General features: G+C 56.2%; 15 protein-coding genes. 6 read left to right on the top strand and 9 right to left on the bottom strand.

Annotated features, from left to right (window positions below; translation table 11 throughout):
* The first annotated feature begins 66 nt into the window (after positions 1 to 66).
* The 3 genes from ABRP30_RS06000 (at position 67) to ABRP30_RS06010 (ending at position 4,427) form a co-directional block, all read left to right on the top strand.
* The gene (locus ABRP30_RS06000; protein ID WP_349976432.1) at positions 67 to 960 is read left to right on the top strand and encodes a dihydrodipicolinate synthase family protein; all 894 of its coding nucleotides are present in this window, start codon (positions 67 to 69) and stop codon (positions 958 to 960) included.
* Positions 961 to 972: 12 nt separating this feature from the next.
* Positions 973 to 2,463, top strand: a complete 1,491-nt coding sequence (locus ABRP30_RS06005) for an aldehyde dehydrogenase (protein ID WP_349976433.1) — start codon at positions 973 to 975, stop codon at positions 2,461 to 2,463.
* A 218-nt stretch (positions 2,464 to 2,681) separates the two neighbouring features.
* Positions 2,682 to 4,427 (top strand): MOSC domain-containing protein, encoded by a 1,746-nt coding sequence (locus tag ABRP30_RS06010; protein ID WP_349976434.1) that lies wholly within the window; start codon positions 2,682 to 2,684, stop codon positions 4,425 to 4,427.
* A gap of 120 nt (positions 4,428 to 4,547) precedes the next feature.
* On the opposite strand, the gene ABRP30_RS06015 is transcribed toward ABRP30_RS06010, so the two are convergent.
* From ABRP30_RS06015 to ABRP30_RS06035, 5 genes are all read right to left on the bottom strand, one after another.
* Positions 4,548 to 5,351 carry a LuxR C-terminal-related transcriptional regulator gene (locus ABRP30_RS06015; protein ID WP_349976435.1) on the bottom strand — a complete coding sequence of 268 codons (804 nt, stop codon included), beginning with the start codon at positions 5,349 to 5,351 and terminating at the stop codon, positions 4,548 to 4,550.
* A gap of 86 nt (positions 5,352 to 5,437) precedes the next feature.
* Positions 5,438 to 6,670: an ethanolamine utilization protein EutH gene (gene eutH, locus ABRP30_RS06020; protein ID WP_349976436.1), complete on the bottom strand. Its 1,233-nt coding sequence runs from the start codon at positions 6,668 to 6,670 to the stop codon at positions 5,438 to 5,440.
* A gap of 98 nt (positions 6,671 to 6,768) precedes the next feature.
* Positions 6,769 to 7,533 carry an SDR family NAD(P)-dependent oxidoreductase gene (locus ABRP30_RS06025; protein WP_349976437.1) on the bottom strand — a complete coding sequence of 255 codons (765 nt, stop codon included), beginning with the start codon at positions 7,531 to 7,533 and terminating at the stop codon, positions 6,769 to 6,771.
* Between the two features lie 86 nt (positions 7,534 to 7,619).
* Positions 7,620 to 8,144: a lipocalin-like domain-containing protein gene (locus ABRP30_RS06030; protein WP_349976438.1), complete on the bottom strand. Its 525-nt coding sequence runs from the start codon at positions 8,142 to 8,144 to the stop codon at positions 7,620 to 7,622.
* Positions 8,145 to 8,186: 42 nt separating this feature from the next.
* Positions 8,187 to 8,951, bottom strand: coding sequence for an SDR family oxidoreductase (locus tag ABRP30_RS06035; protein ID WP_349976439.1), 765 nt, complete (start codon positions 8,949 to 8,951; stop codon positions 8,187 to 8,189).
* Positions 8,952 to 9,053: 102 nt separating this feature from the next.
* On the opposite strand from ABRP30_RS06035, the gene ABRP30_RS06040 reads away from it, so the two are divergent.
* The 3 genes from ABRP30_RS06040 (at position 9,054) to ABRP30_RS06050 (ending at position 12,357) form a co-directional block, all read left to right on the top strand.
* Positions 9,054 to 9,989 (top strand): LysR family transcriptional regulator, encoded by a 936-nt coding sequence (locus ABRP30_RS06040; protein WP_349976440.1) that lies wholly within the window; start codon positions 9,054 to 9,056, stop codon positions 9,987 to 9,989.
* A 148-nt stretch (positions 9,990 to 10,137) separates the two neighbouring features.
* Positions 10,138 to 11,247 (top strand): alcohol dehydrogenase catalytic domain-containing protein, encoded by a 1,110-nt coding sequence (locus ABRP30_RS06045; protein ID WP_349976441.1) that lies wholly within the window; start codon positions 10,138 to 10,140, stop codon positions 11,245 to 11,247.
* A 105-nt stretch (positions 11,248 to 11,352) separates the two neighbouring features.
* Positions 11,353 to 12,357, top strand: a complete 1,005-nt coding sequence (locus ABRP30_RS06050; RefSeq protein ID WP_349976442.1) for an AraC family transcriptional regulator — start codon at positions 11,353 to 11,355, stop codon at positions 12,355 to 12,357.
* A 412-nt stretch (positions 12,358 to 12,769) separates the two neighbouring features.
* Here the strand turns inward: ABRP30_RS06050 and ABRP30_RS06055 are convergent, their stop codons facing one another.
* The 4 genes from ABRP30_RS06055 to srpB form a co-directional block, all read right to left on the bottom strand.
* Positions 12,770 to 13,063, bottom strand: coding sequence for a LysR family transcriptional regulator (locus tag ABRP30_RS06055; protein WP_349976443.1), 294 nt, complete (start codon positions 13,061 to 13,063; stop codon positions 12,770 to 12,772).
* A 13-nt stretch (positions 13,064 to 13,076) separates the two neighbouring features.
* On the bottom strand, positions 13,077 to 13,370 hold the full coding sequence (locus tag ABRP30_RS06060) for an antibiotic biosynthesis monooxygenase (protein ID WP_349976444.1): 294 nt from the start codon (positions 13,368 to 13,370) through the stop codon (positions 13,077 to 13,079).
* Positions 13,371 to 13,478: 108 nt separating this feature from the next.
* Entirely contained in the window at positions 13,479 to 14,891 is a 1,413-nt protein-coding gene (gene srpC, locus ABRP30_RS06065) for a solvent efflux RND transporter outer membrane subunit SrpC (protein ID WP_349976445.1), read from the bottom strand.
* Entirely contained in the window at positions 14,881 to 18,030 is a 3,150-nt protein-coding gene (gene srpB / locus ABRP30_RS06070) for a solvent efflux RND transporter permease subunit SrpB (RefSeq protein WP_349976446.1), read from the bottom strand. Before srpB ends, srpC begins: the two co-directional genes overlap by 11 nt.
* Positions 18,031 to 18,038: the final 8 nt, after the last annotated feature.

Below are 18,038 nucleotides of genomic sequence, written 5' to 3' on the forward strand. Positions count from 1 at the left end.
AACACAGCCGTCGCGGCGCGTTGCGTCGCGGCTTTCACTACCAAATGTATCCCTGGAGAACCTACCGTGAAATTTGAAGGCATCTACACCCCGGCAATCACTCCACTGGCAGCGGACGGCTCGATCGACAAAGCGGCCTTCTCCGAAGTGCTCGAGTACTTGGTCGAATCGAAGATTCACGGCGTGATCATCGGCGGCTCGACCGGTGAGTACTATGCCCACACTACTCAAGAGCGCATCGAACTGGCTGCCCAGGCCAAGGATGTGCTCAATGGTCGCTTGCCGCTGATCGTTGGTACCGGTGGCATTCGCACCGAAGACGCCGTGGCTTTCGCCCAGCACGCCAAGGAAATCAAGGCGGATGCGCTGCTGGTCGGTACCCCGCCGTACGCGTTGCCGACCCAGCAGGAAATCGCACTGCACGTCAAAGCGGTCGACGCCGCCGCCGACCTGCCGATCATGCTTTACAACTACCCAGGCCGCATGAGTGTCAGCATGGGTGAGGAGTTCTTCGACGCCGTCGCCGATGTGAAGAACATTGTCGCTATCAAGGAAAGCTCTGGTGACATGGCCCAGCTCCACCGCCTGGCCATCAAGCGCCCGAAAATCCAGCTGTCCTGCGGCTGGGACGATCAGGCCCTGGAATTTTTCGCCTGGGGCGCCAAGAGCTGGGTTTGCGCCGGCTCCAACTTCATCCCACGCGAGCACGTGGCCCTGTACGAAGCCTGCGTGATCGAAAAGGACTTCGACAAAGGCCGCAAGATCATGGCCGCCATGATGCCGCTGATGGACTTCCTCGAAGGCGGTAAATTTGTGCAGGCCATCAAGAACGGTGTTGCTTTGAACGGTCTGAAGACCGGTGGCGTGCGCAAGCCGCTGTACGACTTGGATGACGCCGAGAAGCAAGAACTCAAGCGTGTGGTGACAGAACTGAAAGCCACCATCGCCCAGATCAAATAAGGAGACTGGAACATGGCTGAATTGCTGAGCAAGGCACAATACGCGGCCATCGCTGCCGACCTGCAATTGCGCACCAAGGCGTTTATCGACGGTGAGTTCCGCGACGCCATCTCTGGCCGCACGTTTGTCACCACCAATCCGGCCACCGGTCAGCAGCTGGCCGAGGTCGCGGCCTGCGACGTTGATGATGTCAACATTGCCGTGGCCGCGGCCAAGCGCGTTTTTGAAGCAGGCACTTGGTCGAAGATGCAGCCCAACGACCGAAAGCACGTGCTGCAGAAGTTCGCCCAGCTGCTGGAAGATAACGCCCACGAGCTGGCGGTATTGGAAGCGCTGGACAGCGGCAAGCCGGTCAGCGAGTGCCAGACCGTCGACGTGCCGGAAACGATCCACACCATCCGCTGGCATGCCGAGCTGATTGACAAGATTTACGACGCCACTGCACCGACCGGCAACGCTGCCGTGACCATGGTGGTGCGCGAAGCCATTGGCGTGGTCGGCCTGGTGCTGCCGTGGAACTTCCCGCTGCTGATGCTGGCCTGGAAGATCGCTCCGTCGCTGGCCGCCGGTTGCTCGATCGTGGTCAAGCCGGCCAAGGAAACCACCCTCAGCGCCCTGCGCGTGGCCGAGCTGGCCCATGAGGCGGGCATTCCTGCAGGCGTGTTCAACCTGGTGCCAGGCGGTGGCCGTGAAGTGGGCGAAGCCATAGGTCGTCATATGGACATCCCGATGGTCAGCTTCACAGGTTCGACCGACACCGGCCGCCTGTTCCTGAAATACGCCGCCGAGTCCAACCTCAAGCGCATCGTCCTGGAGCTGGGTGGCAAGAACCCGGCCGTGGTCATGAACGACTGCGAAGACCTCGACGAAGTGGCCCAGTTCGTCACCGCCGGTGCGTTCTGGAACATGGGCGAAAACTGCTCGGCCTCGTCGCGCCTGATCGTCCACAAGGACGTGAAAGACGAACTGCTGGGCCTGATCGCCAAGCATCTCAAAGACTGGAAGCTCGGCGACCCGCTCGACCCGGACAACCGCCTGGGTGCCATGGTCAGCAAATCGCACTTCGAGAAGGTAAAGTCGTACCTGGAATACGCGGCCGAGCAGAAACTCAGCATCGTTCAGGGCGGCGAAACCGAAGAAGGCGTGTTCGTGCAACCGACCATCGTCGACAACGTAGGCCGCGACAACAAGCTGTTTGTCGAGGAAATCTTTGGCCCGGTGCTGAGCGTGACCAGCTTCGAGACCATCGACGAGGCGATCGAGCTGGCCAACGATACTGTCTACGGCCTGGCCGCTTCGGCCTACACCGGCAGCTTGCGCAATGCGCTGCGCCTGTCGCGTGAAATCCGTGCGGGCGTGGTGACGGTCAACTGTTTCGGTGAAGGAGATGTGACCACGCCGTTTGGTGGTTACAAGGAGTCTGGCTTCGGTGGGCGGGACAAGTCCATCTGGGCCCATGATCAGTACACGGAGCTGAAGACCATTTGGATCAACGCTTCGTGACTGGTGGGACGCGGGTGGTGCTATCGCCTGCGTCCTGATCCCGCGCTGTTCTGACGGAGTTCGGTGCGGACCCGGCCACTGCCCTTCCGGGCAGTGGCTTTTTTGCATCAGTGGCGAGCGACTGGGTGATCGGTAGTGCATGCATCCAAAAATTCGGCCCCGTCAGGTTACGCGGGGCTTCAATTAATTCCTACGAATGCGTGAAGAGGGCATGTCAAATGGCTCACGTCGTTTCGCTGTTCTGCTATCCAATAAAGGGCTTCGAAGGTGAAAAGCTGGACAGTGTCTCACTGGAATACGGGAAAGGTTTTCCAGGCGATCGTGCGGTAGCCATTACACGAAGTGGAGCGGCGGCTGGCGCCGCACCGTATCAGCAGCTCACGACCAATTCGGCGCTTGTTCATTTTCTACCCGGCAAAAGCCGGGGCGCAGCGACGCTCCATGAAAGGCTGCCGGTGCCTCGTGGAGATTTGCTGACCGATCCAGAACTACTGGCCGAATTTTTTGGTGTGCAAGCACGGGTTGTTCATCGAAACGATTGTCTCGGCCACTGGGATTTTGACGACTCGGCACTTTCCATCATCAATGTAAGGACAGTAGAGGTGCTGTCTACGCTAATGGGCGTAACGATCGATCCCATGCGTTTTCGAGGCAACATCTATATCGATGCAGCACCATTTTCGGAATTCGGATGGCTTGGCAAAGGTGTGGATTTTGGTCAGTCCCGTCTCTCGATTATTCGGCCAATCAAGCGCTGCCGAGCGACGTCGGTAAACCCCCAGACGGGCGAATTGGACGTGAACATTCCCGCCCAACTGAACCGCCATTTCGGTCACATGTATTGCGGTGTCTATGCACAGGTCGAGCAAGCAGGAACGCTGTTACCCAACGATAGAATTTCAGTGACGCAGGCGCATTACCCCGAAAGGCTGGCAATAGCTGCCAAGGTTCCGAGAGCACCTGCGTTGGTTTCTTGGCCGCGTTCTGTAGAAGTCGTTGAGATTTTTGAGGAAGCACCGGGCATTCGCTCAGTATGGCTCCGAGATCCCCTGGCCGTGCTTGGCTCGCTGGAAAGCTTTGTGGCTGGGCAGCATGTTGCAGTTCATCACCTGGCAGTAGATGGCACGTGGCGCCGCTACACCGTGTCAGGCATCAAGGATGATCGGTTACGCATCACGGTGAAGCAGGGGAGTGGTGCCGGCTCCCAAGCTATCCATACTTTAGAAACAGGGCAGCGTCTACATCTGACAGGACCATCCGGCCCAGATACATTCAGACTGGACGCTCCAGCTAATCTCTTTCTCACCGCGGGGATAGGCATCACCCCGACTATCACCAAGCTGGAAGCACTCGTGGAAGCTGGTTACCCGCATCCTGTACGTGTCGTGCATACCGTGAAAGGCAGCGACGATTTAGCGCTGTGGAATGAGGTGACCAAGCTGGTTGGGCAGCTAAACCAAGGTTCTATCGCTTTGCATATGACCCAGGGGAAGAATGGAACTGACGGCGCGATCGAACACAGGCCGGACATATCCGCGCTGGTTACCGCTGCTGCCCATAGTGGGGCTGCCATCCATGTTTGCGGACCTGAAGGCTTTCAGGGCCAGATACAGAACAGCGTGATTCAGGCGGACGCTGCCGATCGCCTGCACATGGACAGCTTCGCAACCCCCGATAGTCCAGTTGAAATGCGCAAAATTCCTGAATGTGGGCCGTTCCAGGTCACGTTCAGCAGGTCAGGTATCTCTGCAACATGGCAACCCACAGATGGGACCCTCCTTAGCTTCGCAGAAACCAAGGGGCTGGTATTGCCTGCCCATTGTCGGGCTGGCATATGTCAAACCTGTGAATGCGCCGTATTGCACGGAAAAATTACTCCGCTGATTGATTCTTGTAGAGCTAAGTCTGGGTATGCGCTCATGTGCGCGTCCGTACCTGGGAGTGATATCAGCATCGATTGCTGAATCAGAGGCCAAGGATATGCCTGCCGCGGATTGAAAGCGGATTTAATTCTCCTAGGCGTCTAGCTCGACGACTTCGAAGGAACAAACATCCTGAGACGCGAAAATCGATTGCCGATCAGGCTAACTGTGTTTGATGAGATAACTGATAAACAAACGAAACAACTCCGCATTCCCGGTAATCCCCAGCCGCTGCCAGATATTGTGCCGATGCACCTTAACCGTCCCCTCGGAGATCCCCAACTCACGGGAGATCGACTGGCTGCTGTGCCCCTGCAGGATTAGCTTGGCCACGTGCCGTTGGGTCTCGGTGAGCTGCCCCTGAAGGATATCGACGAAGGCGTCTTCCAGCTGGCTGTCCGACTCCTGTGGGTCGGCTAGGTCGTCGGCATGGGCCAGGCGCAGGTGCTGGCTGAAAATGGCGTCAATCAGCGGCGTCAGTGCCGCCAGCCGCTGCGCTTCCTCCGCTTCGAATGCGCCCTTGTCCAGGCCGCGCATCAGTGAGTACACCAGCGCGGTACGCGGCCGCACCGGGACGATGAAGCCAATCTCCTCGATAAGGCTGCCGTGGTGCGAGGAGACACAGGGGTGGATATCGTGTGAGATGGAAAAGCCCGAAGCGAAGAAACTGTCTGGGGCCAGTTCGCTCATGCGCCACAGGCCGGACGGATGGTTGTTAGTGCAGGCGACATAGAACGGGTCGAGCAGGTAACCACCGCGGAGATAGGCCTTGAGCGTGCGCTCGGCTACGCGCTGGTTGTAGCCGTCATGGATCAACAGCGCCGGCTGGTTGAAGCGAAACAGGTAGGCGCAGCTCATGTCGTAATCGACCACACCCTTGAGCGCTGCGTCGAGGGCAGATCCCAGGGTGTCGCTGCCGATACTGCGGATAACCGCGCCCAGACGGTGGGCGTTGTCGCTATTCATTGCAGTGGCCTGTGCGGTGTTGAAAGAAAGCGCGAATGCCGCCCGGCTGTAAAAGCCCGAGCGGCATTGAACGATGACATGCCCTGTCAGTGCAACGCCGGGCTGGCAGGTAGCAGTTCGCCCTTTTCATCCTGGCGACCCAGTTCCAACGCCTTGGGCACAGCCAGCCAGTAAGCCAGCGCCATGCCCAACAGGCCGCCCGCAAGCTTGCCGATGATCAATGGCCCGATCAGCGTCGGCTGGAAGTTGGCCGAGTACGCCAGGTGGTCACCAAAGGTGAACGCCGCGCACACGGCAAAGGCGATCACCAGTACCTTGTCCTTCGGCGGCATGTCGGCCACCAAGCGGAACATCGCCAGGATGTTGGCCGAGGCGGCGAGGATGCCGGCGGCGCCCACCGATGACAGGCCCAGCTTCGACGCCACTTTCTCGATCGGCCGCGACAGGAAGCGCTTGATCAGGTAGACCATCGGGAATGCACCGCAGAGCATGATACCCACGTAACCGGCAATCTCCAGGGCGCGAAATTGGTCGGCCTTGTCGGCGATGATTGGCGCAAAGCCCCAGCCGCCAAACATTGATGTGAACGCACCGGTGAAGTACTCGACAATCGAGGCCACCAGCACAAGGGTCACCGCTGCGTACATCAACTGCCCTAGCTTGAGGAACAAACCGACCATCAGGTTGGGGAAGTACCGCAGTGCCGCTGCCAACGCCACGCAAAACAAGATCAGCGGCGACAGGTTGCGCAGCAGGGTCGGCAGGGTGAAGTGCAGGGCTTGGGTCGCGGCGCCTGCCGTAGCGATGTCTGGGCGCACGCCCAAGCCCATGGCCTGCATACCCATGGCGATAAATACGATGCTGATCGGGATGCTCAGCAACCCCGCCATGATGCCCAGAGCCATGTACTTGTGGTCGGCCTTGTTGAGCATGGCCAGGCCCACCGGGATGACGAATATCACGGTCGAACCGCACTGGAAGCCGGTGATCAGGCCGAGGATCCAGCCTTCGGGGCTGTGGGACAGCGCCTGGGCCAACTGGTAACCGCCGAGGTCCGAGGCGATGAAGATCGGCCCGGCAATACCGGCATCGGCACCCATTGCCAGGAACAGTGGGCCGATGAACTGGCTGATGAAACTGGAAATGAATGGGATGGCGGCCATTATCCCGGCCACCGGGATGAAGATCGGCCCGATGCTGTGCAGCCCGGCGGTGAACTCTTTAGCTAGCTCGGATTCCGCGTTGACGATCGATGCGATCGCGCCAATCACGGCGCACACCATAATCACGTAGATGACGTAAGTGCCTATGTTTTCCATCTGCTGCCTCTGTCTTGTTGGAATTGGCTTGGGGGCAGAATTGAAGGGTGCTGCATATCGTTGTTGTTCAAAGCCGGCAGGGGGCTGCCGGCCTGGCATCACATGGCGGTGTAGGCGTTGTCGACGAACAGGTGCGAGCCGCTGACGAAGCTCGACTCGTCACTGGCCAGGAACAACGCGGCATTGGCCACTTCGCTCGGGTCGCACAGCCGCCCCTGCATGGTCTTGATCGCCTCGTCGGATGCATCCACGCCATAACCGCGCAGCAGGTCGAGCTCGCGGCGACCATGGGCGGTGCCGATGAAGCCTGGGCAAATGGCGTTGCTGCGGATGTTCTGGTCGCGGTATTCCACGGCCAGGGCGCGGGCGAACATGTGGCAGGCGCCCTTGGTGGTGCAATACAGCACCTCCATCGGCGTGCCGACCACAGCGGAAATCGACGAGGTGCAGATCACGCTGCCGCCGCCGGCGGCGAGCATGCCCGGTAACACGGCCTTGGTGACCAGGAACATGCTTTTCACGTTGACGCTCATCAGCCGGTCCCAGTCAGCTTCGCTGGTTTCCAGGAACGGGCCGGCGGCGATGATCCCGGCGTGGTTCATCAGTACGGTGATCGGGCCGAAATGCGCCTGGCCCTGGGCCACGGCACGGTGCACCTGGTCGGCCTGCGACACATCGGCGGCAACGAACAACGCCTGCCCGCCTTCCGCATTGATGCGCGCCGCCACCGCTGCGCCCTGGCTCGTCGGCAAGTCGAGAATCACCACCTTGGCACCCTCGGCGGCGAATAGCTCCGATGCAGCCAGGCCACACCCGCCTGCGCCGCCGGTAATCAGTGCTACCTTGCCTTTCAAACGATCCATCAATATGTTCCTCGGTTGCTGTGGTTGCGTCCCCAAAACTAGAACCAAGGTTGAGTGCGGTAAATATACCTAAGGGTATAGCCAGGTTACTTAGCTAGGCTTACTCCTGAGGCAGCGATGCGCTCATGTAGGGAAGCCAGGGGCGATTCAAAGCACAGTTTCAGGCTAACCCAGATCACCAGCGGCAATTGGGAAACTGGCGTCTTCGCCCTACGGCAGAGAATTCGCGCGCTCATTGCTCGTCCGCTAGACCGATATTGACTGGCATTACCTAGCTCTAAGATTTCTCCTGCAAGCGTCACTGTTCGCGGCTGTACCTGGCCAATCCAATTCGGGAACATTGAAATCGCAATGGTGTGGGTGAGCTCACTCGAATGCCTGTCCACATTAAAGGGGCCACTGTAGGCGCTATACGATAGGCCTTGAGCGCGGTACTCCGCATCGGTGCCCTCAAACCAGTCACTTGATGAAAACGGTGCCCGATTTGGCATCCTCAGCGGAGCCGACATATAGCCATCTTCCGTGTAGATTATGAATCCTTCAGGATGTTCACCAAAGTGATGTACAGGGCCATATCCGTCCCCTGGGTAATTTGTGTAGGCTTCGAGCACTCAAGGTCCAATCAGTTTTTCACGCATGCTCATGGTTGTACCTCACATCGTCTGCTGCATGTCGTTGTCGATTGGCAAAAGCTGTCCAGAGATGGACTTGCCTGCGTCCGATGCTAGGAAGGCTGCTAGTTCTGCAATGTCCTTCGGGTCCACCAGGCGTTGGAGGGATTGAACAGAAAGCGCCTTGCTACGTTCCTCCTCCACGGAGTTTCCGCTGAGATCGGCCCTACCTTTGAGCACGTTCTCAAAGCGTTCCCCTTCGACAGCTCCGGGCAGAATGGCGTTAACACGAATCCCATACGCGCCGAGTTCACGTGAAAGGCTCTTAGTGAAACCAATCAATCCCCATTTACTGGTTGAGTAGGGGGAGCGATCTGGGTAGCCCAGTCGTCCCGCAACAGAAGACATGTTAATGATGGAGGGGTGAGATGAACGCTTGAGCGCAGGAACGGCCAGGCGCGTAACGTTGAAGGTACCATTCAAATTTATCTGCATGACCTTGTCCCACTCATCAGGATCAAGTTGCTCAACGGGAGCGGTGGGGCCCGCTACCCCGGCGTTGTTGACGAGTACATCTAGACCACCCATGGCTTCGATAATGCCTGGAATACCGAGCTCAAGACTGCGGCGATCAGATACATCGCATACCGCGGTGCGAATATTAGAATGCTCTGCATGAAGGCGGTTCAAGCCTTCAGTGTCGATGTCCACTACAGTGACGTCAGCGCCGCGGCTGCTGAAGGCCAGAGCGATCGCATACCCGATTCCAGATGCTCCCGCCGTTATCAGTACTTTCTGTTTAGTCATGGTCGATCCTCAATAGCGTAGGTCTTCCAAAACATTAAAATCCTGCGAAGCTATCCATGAAATTGTTTATCGTTATGCGACCTATCATCAGGATGGATTGGTATGGACCTGTCGCGTATTGATCTTAACCTTTTGGTTTCGCTGGACACGCTACTGGCTGAGTTGAACGTGACCAAGGCAGCTTCGCGCCTTCACATCAGCCAGCCCGCGATGTCTGCACAGCTTTCACGCTTGCGCGAGCTGATGGGCGATCCGCTGTTGGTCCCGATTCAAAAAGGCCGGAGCATGACCCCCACCGCCCGGGCATTGGCGCTGCGGGGACCTCTACGTGCAGCCCTGATAACTCTCGGTTCAGTCATTCAGAGTGAGTTGGGATTCGATCCGTGGAACGACAAGAGAGTCTTCCGGATAGCCGCCTGTGATACCGCCTTAAGCACCATTTGTGAGCCGTTGATTGCATCGATCGCCAAGCACGCTGGTACCCAAATTCAGGTGTCTCTCAATGCCGTTGATCCTGGGCTCATAGGAAGGCAGATGGAGGAAGGTGTTTTCGATCTGCTGATCGACTCTAGCCGCGGCGTTCCTCTGGGGATGAGATGCACGGCACTTAGGACCGATGAGTTCGTCATGGCGCAGCGGAAAGGGCACCCTCGTGGAAGTGAGCCTCTTACCCTGGGTGGGTACTGTGAACTCAATCATCTTGTCGTATCGCCTGAGCGGGAGAGCTTTAGGGGGTATATGGATGAGTATTTGCGCTCCGCTGGCATGAGCCGAAAAATCTACCTTACCGTGCCCACCGCTGGGATGGTTCCCGGGATTCTGATGTCGACGGACTTGGTCTGTACGATGCCTCGCATGCTTACTCAGTCCCAGAACGATGCCATCGAGACGTTTGAGTTGCCGTTCGAAAGCGAGCCTCTCCAACTCATGATGGCTTGGCATCCGAGGGATGATGCTGACGCGGCTATTCTCTGGCTGCGTCAGTTGGCTCAAAGTCCTGCCGCAACAATTCAAGCCTCATCGAGCGATACCAAATAATTTCGCTATCTGGATAGCGGCTACTGGGCCTGGATAGCCACGTTCGAAGCAGAGCGGATAATTGGAGCTGTGGCCGATGTGCCGGTCATACCTCAACGGCTTTCAAGAGCCTCACAGCCCTGACAACGAAAAAAAGAGGGTTTGCTTCATGCCAGGTACGATGTTGGCTGCTCGCCTACACGAAGTTGGTGGCAAATTTACCGTGGACGAAATTCCGCTTCCAGATGTTGGCGAGCATGATGTCCTGATCAAAACTGCCGCCTGCGGTGTTATCCCAAATTTGCGTAACGTCGTCACAAATTTCCCTGAGTGGTACCCGTTCCTACCTCTGCCGGAGCTGCCAGCTGTGTTCGGGTTGGATGCCGCAGGTACTGTGGTATCGGTTGGCCGCTCTGTGAAAGATTTCAAAGAAGGTGATCGGGTCTATGTCAATCCAGGACTGAGTTGCGGCAACTGTAAGCAGTGTCTGGCTGGCCTTCCGACGCGGTGCGCTAGCTACACCTTCATGGGCTATTTCGGATTCAGCCCGTCTTCAAGTGAGGTATTTCGCGAGTATCGCCATGCCGGGTACGCCCAGTATCTTCGAGCGCCTGCGCGTAACCTGATCACCTTGGCTGACGAACTGCCATTCGAGGTTGCCACACGTCTTGGATACTTGGGCACAGCTTACTCTGCGTTGAAAAAGCTTGAACTCGCGCCCGGTCAGAGCTTGCTAGTACTGGGGGCTTCAGGAACCTTGGGTATCGGAGTCACGCTTGCCGCATTAGCGATGGGCGTGACGGATATCATCGTGGCAGCGCGAGATAGGACCGCACTCGAACGACTTCGCCAGTTGGCCCCAAAACGCATTCGCTCCCTACAGATCACGAGTACCGACTTGCACGCGAGCATTCGTGACATGGCTCCGGGAGGAGTCCACGCGGTAGTTGATACGCTTGGCGCGAAAGCTCCAGCAGAGCTTTCTGTTTCGGCTATGAACGCCGTCACGTCGGGAGGAAAGATCGTACAGATCGGCGGCGTAAGCGGACCTATTCCGATCGATCCTCACCCGTTCATGTGTACCCAGCTTCATTACATCGGCTCACTGTGGTTTACCACAGCAGAAGCGCAGGAGCTGATGGCGTTGATCAGAGCGGGATTACTCGACACCAATCAGTGGGCACCCCGTCCTTACACACTGAACCAGCTCAACCAAGCCCTTGAAGATATCCAAACCGATGCCAGCGGCTTCTTGAACTATCACATCGTGCACGCATAACGGCGAAGCAAGGCGACGACACAGATCGTCGCCTTGACGTTGTTCTCAGCTCTCTTATGTTGGTAGGTTGCTGGTATAAGTCATCGCCGTTTTGGAGGGCTTTCCATGGCCTGGCCCAACGTCTCCCCATTTATACCCTCTGATCAGGTACTCGCGGATTTCAGCGTATGCGAGTCGTCCGACCTAGAGGAGGCGGTGCTATGCGGTGAGCGGATGTTCTGCAAGAACCGGCTTGAAAAAAAGGGAATCGACTTCAAGGCTCGATTTTTTCATCGATCGGCCGGCGAGGCTGGGGTTGCCAGAATGTCCTTTGGGGGAGAGGTAGCGATCAACCCTGGGAAGCTGGATGACATCGTGCTGGTTCAGTCGGTCCTTACTGGACATGAGCACGCGATCAGTGATCAGTTGCGCCTCAACTGCAACCCCGGACATGCTACGGTTTTCAACTACCATCGACACTCCTTCTTCAATCATTTCCCTGGCACTGACAAGCTGCTCGTCTGCATTGATCGAACGCTCTTGGAAACCATGCTTCAACGTCAGCTGGGAAGAAGTATTAAGCAAGACATCTACTTTCAGCCTCATCTGCCCACGGATACGTCAGCAGGCCTGAATTGGCTACAGACAATGGGGTGGGCTTACAGTCAGCTATCGTCCAAGTCATTAGTTTCATCGCATCTACAAAGCCAAATTGGGGAGGTGCTGGCCTCTTCTTTGCTCGACTTTCATGTAAGTAATTACAGCCAGGCGCTGCGAGAGTCGGCTGAAAAAAGAGTGGTCCCTGCGGTTGTTCGGATGATTGAGGATTTCATGGAAGAGCATGCTCAGGAGCCTCTCACGATCTCGCAAATTGCAAGGCACGCCGGCGTGACTGCTCGTACGGTTCAACTCAGTTTTCAACGATTCCGTGGGCTACCGCCGATGCAGTTCTTGAAGGAGATTCGCCTGCGGCGCGTTCGTGTAGAGCTCGAAACCCAGCAGCATCCAGACGTTCAGGTCTCGTCCACGGCACTAAAATGGGGTTTTACCCATCTTGGTCGGTTTTCGTCTGACTACAAGCAGCGATTCGGAGAATCACCTTCCATGACGATCAAACGGCGACGAGCATAGATGGGCGTCGCCTAATGTTGATGGCGAGAACTAGGAATGATTGGATTAGAGCAGTGTTGAACGTACAGGGTGAGAAGTCTATTAATAGTGACTATCAGCGTGTTTGATTTTGCCAGCGCTAGTTTTTCCATTACTTTGTTTTTCAATGAAGCGAGGCGCGGTACCCCTCCTTGTACCAACCGAGTGTCCTTCATTGCCCTTTGGTGTTGCCGCTTGCCTGCAGGCGGCTTTTTTACCAAAAATCTTTCAGTCATTGCGTATGGAATGAGCACGCAGTGATCTCTTCTTGGCTCCTTGGGATGGGATAATAACCTGCCTTTACCATGGCCGTCAGGCCATGGTTTTTTTAGTTTCGGTTGAGGCAGAGAGTAAAAACGCCTGGGGAAAGGCGGTAGAAATGTTTCCTTGAAACTCACTGAACGCCTTCGTTATCCACGCTAGCAAGCGCCTCCTGCAAAGTGCTGAGGGCAGGTCCTAGAGCGGTTGCAAGCTGGTTGGCGCGTTCTGTCGGTGTCCAAGCCCGCTTACCCAAAAAGAGCTCATCACCAAATCGTTTGCGAAGCTTAGCTATGGTATTGCTGATAGCTGGTTGTTTTACCCCCAAGCGCTCAGAAGCCCGAGTCACTCCCCCTTCTTGATATACCACCAAGAAAGTAATCAGGCTGTGTAAATCTGCATCCAGTAGCGCTTTTTCAGGATTCTGCATGTTGCCCCCGCATTTAATTGTCCATAAACAGTGCTCTAAAGGAGATGCTTCGGCAATGGGAGGTCAAGCAATCAGTTAATGCTGCGAAACTTGAGCTTGAAAAATGATCTATCATATCTTTTTCATTGTCCCAGAAGCCGCTAATGATCATCGAGCTGAAGTATTTGTTCAGCGCGATTATCGTATAGCTCATACACCCCGGCGCAGTGCGAAGCACGTTAACCAGGTCGTCCACGGCTAAAAGTACATCATCGTCAGGGCGGTCTTCGAAGCGAACCTCTAACGCGCTTGCTGATATCAACCCCATTGCTAATACTCCCGATTTAAAATCGACGATAATTCGCCACTTCAGTTCGAAAAATATTTCAATATTTGAAATCTAGGGCAGCGCTACTGCTAGTCACTGCCCTGGATCTTAGTTTTGACTCACGCTCCAGCCGCCCCCAAGAGCTTTGTAAATCTGGACTTCACTATTGATTTGATCGAGCTGATCATTCAATAGCTTCTGTTGTGAGGAAAACAGTTCGCGTTGAGCATCCAGCACTGTCAAATAGCTATCGACGCCCTGGTCATAGCGCTGCTGAGCCAAGCTAAAATAGGCTTTATAATTTTCAACCAACTCGCTTTGAGCACTGAGCTGCTTGCCATAAGTTCCCCTCGCAGCGAGTCCATCGGCTACCTCTCGGAAAGCGGTTTGGATACTCTTCTCGTAGGTCGCTACGCCCACATCCTTCTGAAGTTCAGCGTAATCGAGATTAGCTCGCAGCTTTCCTGCGTTAAAAATCGGCACGCTGATTTGTGGAGCGAAGCTCCAGCTTTCAGATCCGCTGTTGAACAGTCCATCAAGATCGCTGCTGGCTGAGCCCGCTGAAGCTGTCAGGCTAATGCGTGGAAAAAATGCCGCACGAGCTGCGCCGATATTTGCGTTCGCGGCCATAAGTTGATGTTCAGCAGAACGGATGTCCGGTCTATTCAGCAGCAGATCAGCTGGTAGCCCAGCTGGAACCTTCCCTAGGGCGCTCATGGCCAGTGGCGAGTTTTTTGGCAAATCCGTTGGAATCTTGCTGCCCAGCAACAATTCCAGTGCGTTCACATCCTGCGCTATTCGCCGGGTATACAAGGCCTGCTGGGCCTGGGCTTGGTTCACCAAAGTCCTGGCCTGTCGAACATCTAGCTCCGACGAGGTTCCTGCCGAAGCACTCGACTCGATCATTGCCAAGCTTTCAACGTAGCTGGTCAGCGTCGCCTCGGTCAGCTCCAAGAGCGCTTGGTCGGTTCGCCACAGAAAATAGGTCGTCGCCACATCGCCTATGAGTGCGATCTGAACGCTGTGCTGCGCCTCTTCAGTAGCGAGGTATATTTCAAGTGCTTGGTTCGACAAGCTACGGATTCGGCCAAACAAGTCCAACTCGTAGGCAGTCACCAAGCCTACTTGGTACTGGCTATCGATCCGAGAAACGCCGGTGGGGGACAAATCGTCAGGCAAGCGCGTTCGATTTCCAGAGGCTTGGCCATCAAGTGTGGGAAACCGCTCCGCTCGTTGGATGCGGTAAAGCGCTCTGTAGGATTCAACATTTTTGGCAGCGATTCGAAGATCTCTGTTGTTCTCTAGCGCCGCATCGAGGAGGCGGCCCAGCGCTGGATCTTTGAAGAACTCTTTTGCCTCGGGGAGAGCCGCCCCGATACTGCGTTGATCTCCCTGCCCGCCGTAGGCTTCGCCCGTTGGCCACAGCGCCTGCACGGGGGCGGCTGGCTGCTCATAGTCGGGGATCAAGCTGCATCCGCTGAGCATCAGCAATGCAAACACGGGGAGCGACTTAAACATCATGAGTCACCTCCTTGACGGCTTTTGGCTTTCGTTTCATGAGCCCCTCGAACAGCTTGACAACTACCACGTAGAACAACGGAACAAAGAAAACAGCCAGCACGGTTGCTGTGATCATGCCGCCGACGACGCCCGTAGCAATGGAGTGCTGGCTGCCAGCGCCTGCCCCGGATGCAATGGCCATCGGCAGCACACCGAAGGTGAATGCCAGCGAGGTCATCAATATCGGACGCAAACGCAGCTTGGCTGCCTCTATCGCAGCTTTGACGATCGGATAACCCTCCTTCTCATACAGCTCTTTGGCGAACTCTACGATCAGGATGGCGTTCTTGGCGGACAGGCCTACCGTGGTCATCAAGCCCACCTGGAAGTACACATCCGCCGTCAGGTCGCGCCAAAGCGTTGCCAGCACCGCACCCAAAATACCCAGAGGAACAACCATGATCACTGAGACCGGTACCGACCAGCTCTCATACAGGGCGGCCAGGCACAGGAAAACGATCAGCACAGTCAACGCGTAGAGCAACGGAGCCTGGTCGCCAGTTTGGATTTCTTCATATGAGAGGCCGGTGTAGCTCAGGCCAATGCCAGCAGGCAGTTGTTGCATGATTTCAGCGATGGCTATCATCGCGTCACCCGTGCTGTATCCAGGGGCTGGCTCGCCGAGGATGTTCAGGGAAGAAATACCACCGTAGCGCTCCAGCTTCGGTGAGCCGCTTACCCACTCACCGGTTGCAAACGCCGAGAACGGAACCATCTGGCCAAGGCTATTGCGCACGTACCATTTATCGAAGTCCTCAGGTGCGATTCGCGAGATATCTTCGCCCTGGACATAGACTCGCTTGACCCGGCCGCGATCGATGAAGTCGTTGACATACATCGAGCCCCAGGCTGCCGACATCGTTTCGTTGATAGACGCGATGCTTACCTGCAGCGCACGGGCCTTTTCGTCATCAATGTTCACCTGGAATTGCGGCTCGTCGTCCTTGCCGTTTGGACGCACTGCTTGGAGCGTCGGGTTCTCGCTAGCCAATTGCAGGAACTGGTTTCGAGCTGCCATCAATGCTTCATGGCCAAGACCAAGGTTGTCCTGCAGGTACAAGTTGAAGCCCATCGCATTGCCCATTTCCAAAATGGCAGGGGGCACGAATGCCATCACGCTTGCATCTTTGATCTTGGCAAAATGCTGATTAGCCCGCTGCGCGATGCTGAATACGTCTTGCCCGGCCCCGTGACGCTCCTTCCAATCCTTGAAGGTGATCAGCACCAGCCCCGAGTTCTGACCACGACCAGCAAAGTTGAAGCCATTCACCGTCATGAAGTGCTCAACCAACGCGCCCTCATCATTTGCCAAGTAGTCTCGCACCTCTTGAAGTACACCCTCGGTACGCTCTGCGGAAGCGTTTGCCGGGGTACGCACTTCGATCATCATCAAGCCCTGATCCTCGTTGGGCAGGAATGCCTTCGGGATTTGAGTGAATAAATAGCCAGTTCCCCCCGTGATGAACAAGAATGCGAGAAGGTACCTACCGCGGCCTTTCAGCATTGCGCCGACGCCTCGCTCGAATCGCACCGTGCCGCGGTCGAAAACGCGGTTAAACCAGCCGAAGAAGCCCTTTTTCTCGTGGTGGGAATTACCTTCCGGGGCTTTGAGGATGGTCACGCAAAGTGCTGGGGTGAACACAAGAGCGACGAAGATCGACAGCCCCATGCAGACCACGATCGTGATCGCGAACTGTTGATAGATGATGCCAGCGGATCCACCAAAGAACGCCATTGGTACGAATACAGCCGACAGCACCATTCCGATGCCCACCAAGGCCCCGGAAATCTGATCCATCGACTTGCGGGTAGCCTCAAGAGGCGACAAGCCCTCGTCATGCATAAGCCGCTCAACGTTCTCGACTACGACGATTGCATCGTCAACCAGCAAGCCGATAGCAAGCACCATGGCGTACATGGTGAGCACGTTGATATTCAGGCCGAAGTACGGCAGAAGGGCGAATGTGGCGAGCAGCACCACAGGAACTGCCAGAGTGGGGATAAGTGTGGCCCTGAAGCTCTGCAGGAACAGAAACATGACCAGGAAGACCAGTACCACTGCCTCAAAGATGGTGTGTACTACCGATTCAATCGAGGCATCAACGACAGGTGTTGTATCGTAGGGGTAAATCACTTCCACGCCGTCAGGCAGGTAGGCCTTTTGCTCCTCCATCAGCTTTTTGACCGCCTCTACGGTCTCCAGCAAGTTGCCACCGGTGGACAACCGCAGCGCCAGACTTGCAGTTGGCGAGTCCTTGTACTGTGCAGAAATGGCGAAGCTGTCAGCCCCCAGCTCGGCGCGACCGACATCCTTCACTCGTACCTGGGAGCCGTCCGCGTTTACCTTGACCAAAATCTCATCGAACTGGCTAGGCGTCGTCATACGCGTCTTGCCAAGAACGGTTGCATTCAGCTGGACGCCTGAACGAGTTGGTAATCCACCCAACTGGCCCGAGGACACCTGGACGTTCTGCTCCCGGATAGCATTGGCGACGTCAGTAGGCGTCAGCTGATAGCTGTTGAGCTTGCCAGGATCCAACCAGATACGCATTGCGTATGGCGAGCCAAACAGCTGGAAATCGCCGACACCAGGGATGCGCGAGATCGGATCCTGAAGCTGGGAAGCGATCAAGTTACCGAGGTCGAAGTTATCGAGCTTGCCCGAACGGTCCACCAAGCTCATGACCAGGAAGAAGTTCATCTGATACTTCACTACTCGAAGACCCTGACGCTGAACTTCCTCCGGCAAACGTGGTGTCGCCAACTGCAGCTTGTTCTGCACCTGAACCTGAGCGATATCAGGATCGGTTCCCTGTTCAAAAGTCACGATGATGGTCATGCTGCCGTCAGAGGCGCTCTCAGCCGACATATATCTGAACCCATCCAGACCACTGAGCTGTTGCTCAATCACCTGGACCACCGTGTCCTGTACGGTTTGTGCAGAAGCGCCTGGGTAGCTGACCTGGATCGAAACGGCTGGGGCCGCGATGTTCGGATATTGGCTGATCGGCATCTTCGCCAGCGACAGCGCGCCGGCAAGCATGGTCACGATAGCGAGAACCCAGGCGAAAATCGGCCTGTCGATGAAAAAACGAGACATCAGTTGTG

The sequence above is a fragment of the Pseudomonas sp. WHRI 8519 genome (assembly GCF_040224055.2).
GTDB lineage: Bacteria > Pseudomonadota > Gammaproteobacteria > Pseudomonadales > Pseudomonadaceae > Aquipseudomonas > Aquipseudomonas putida_X.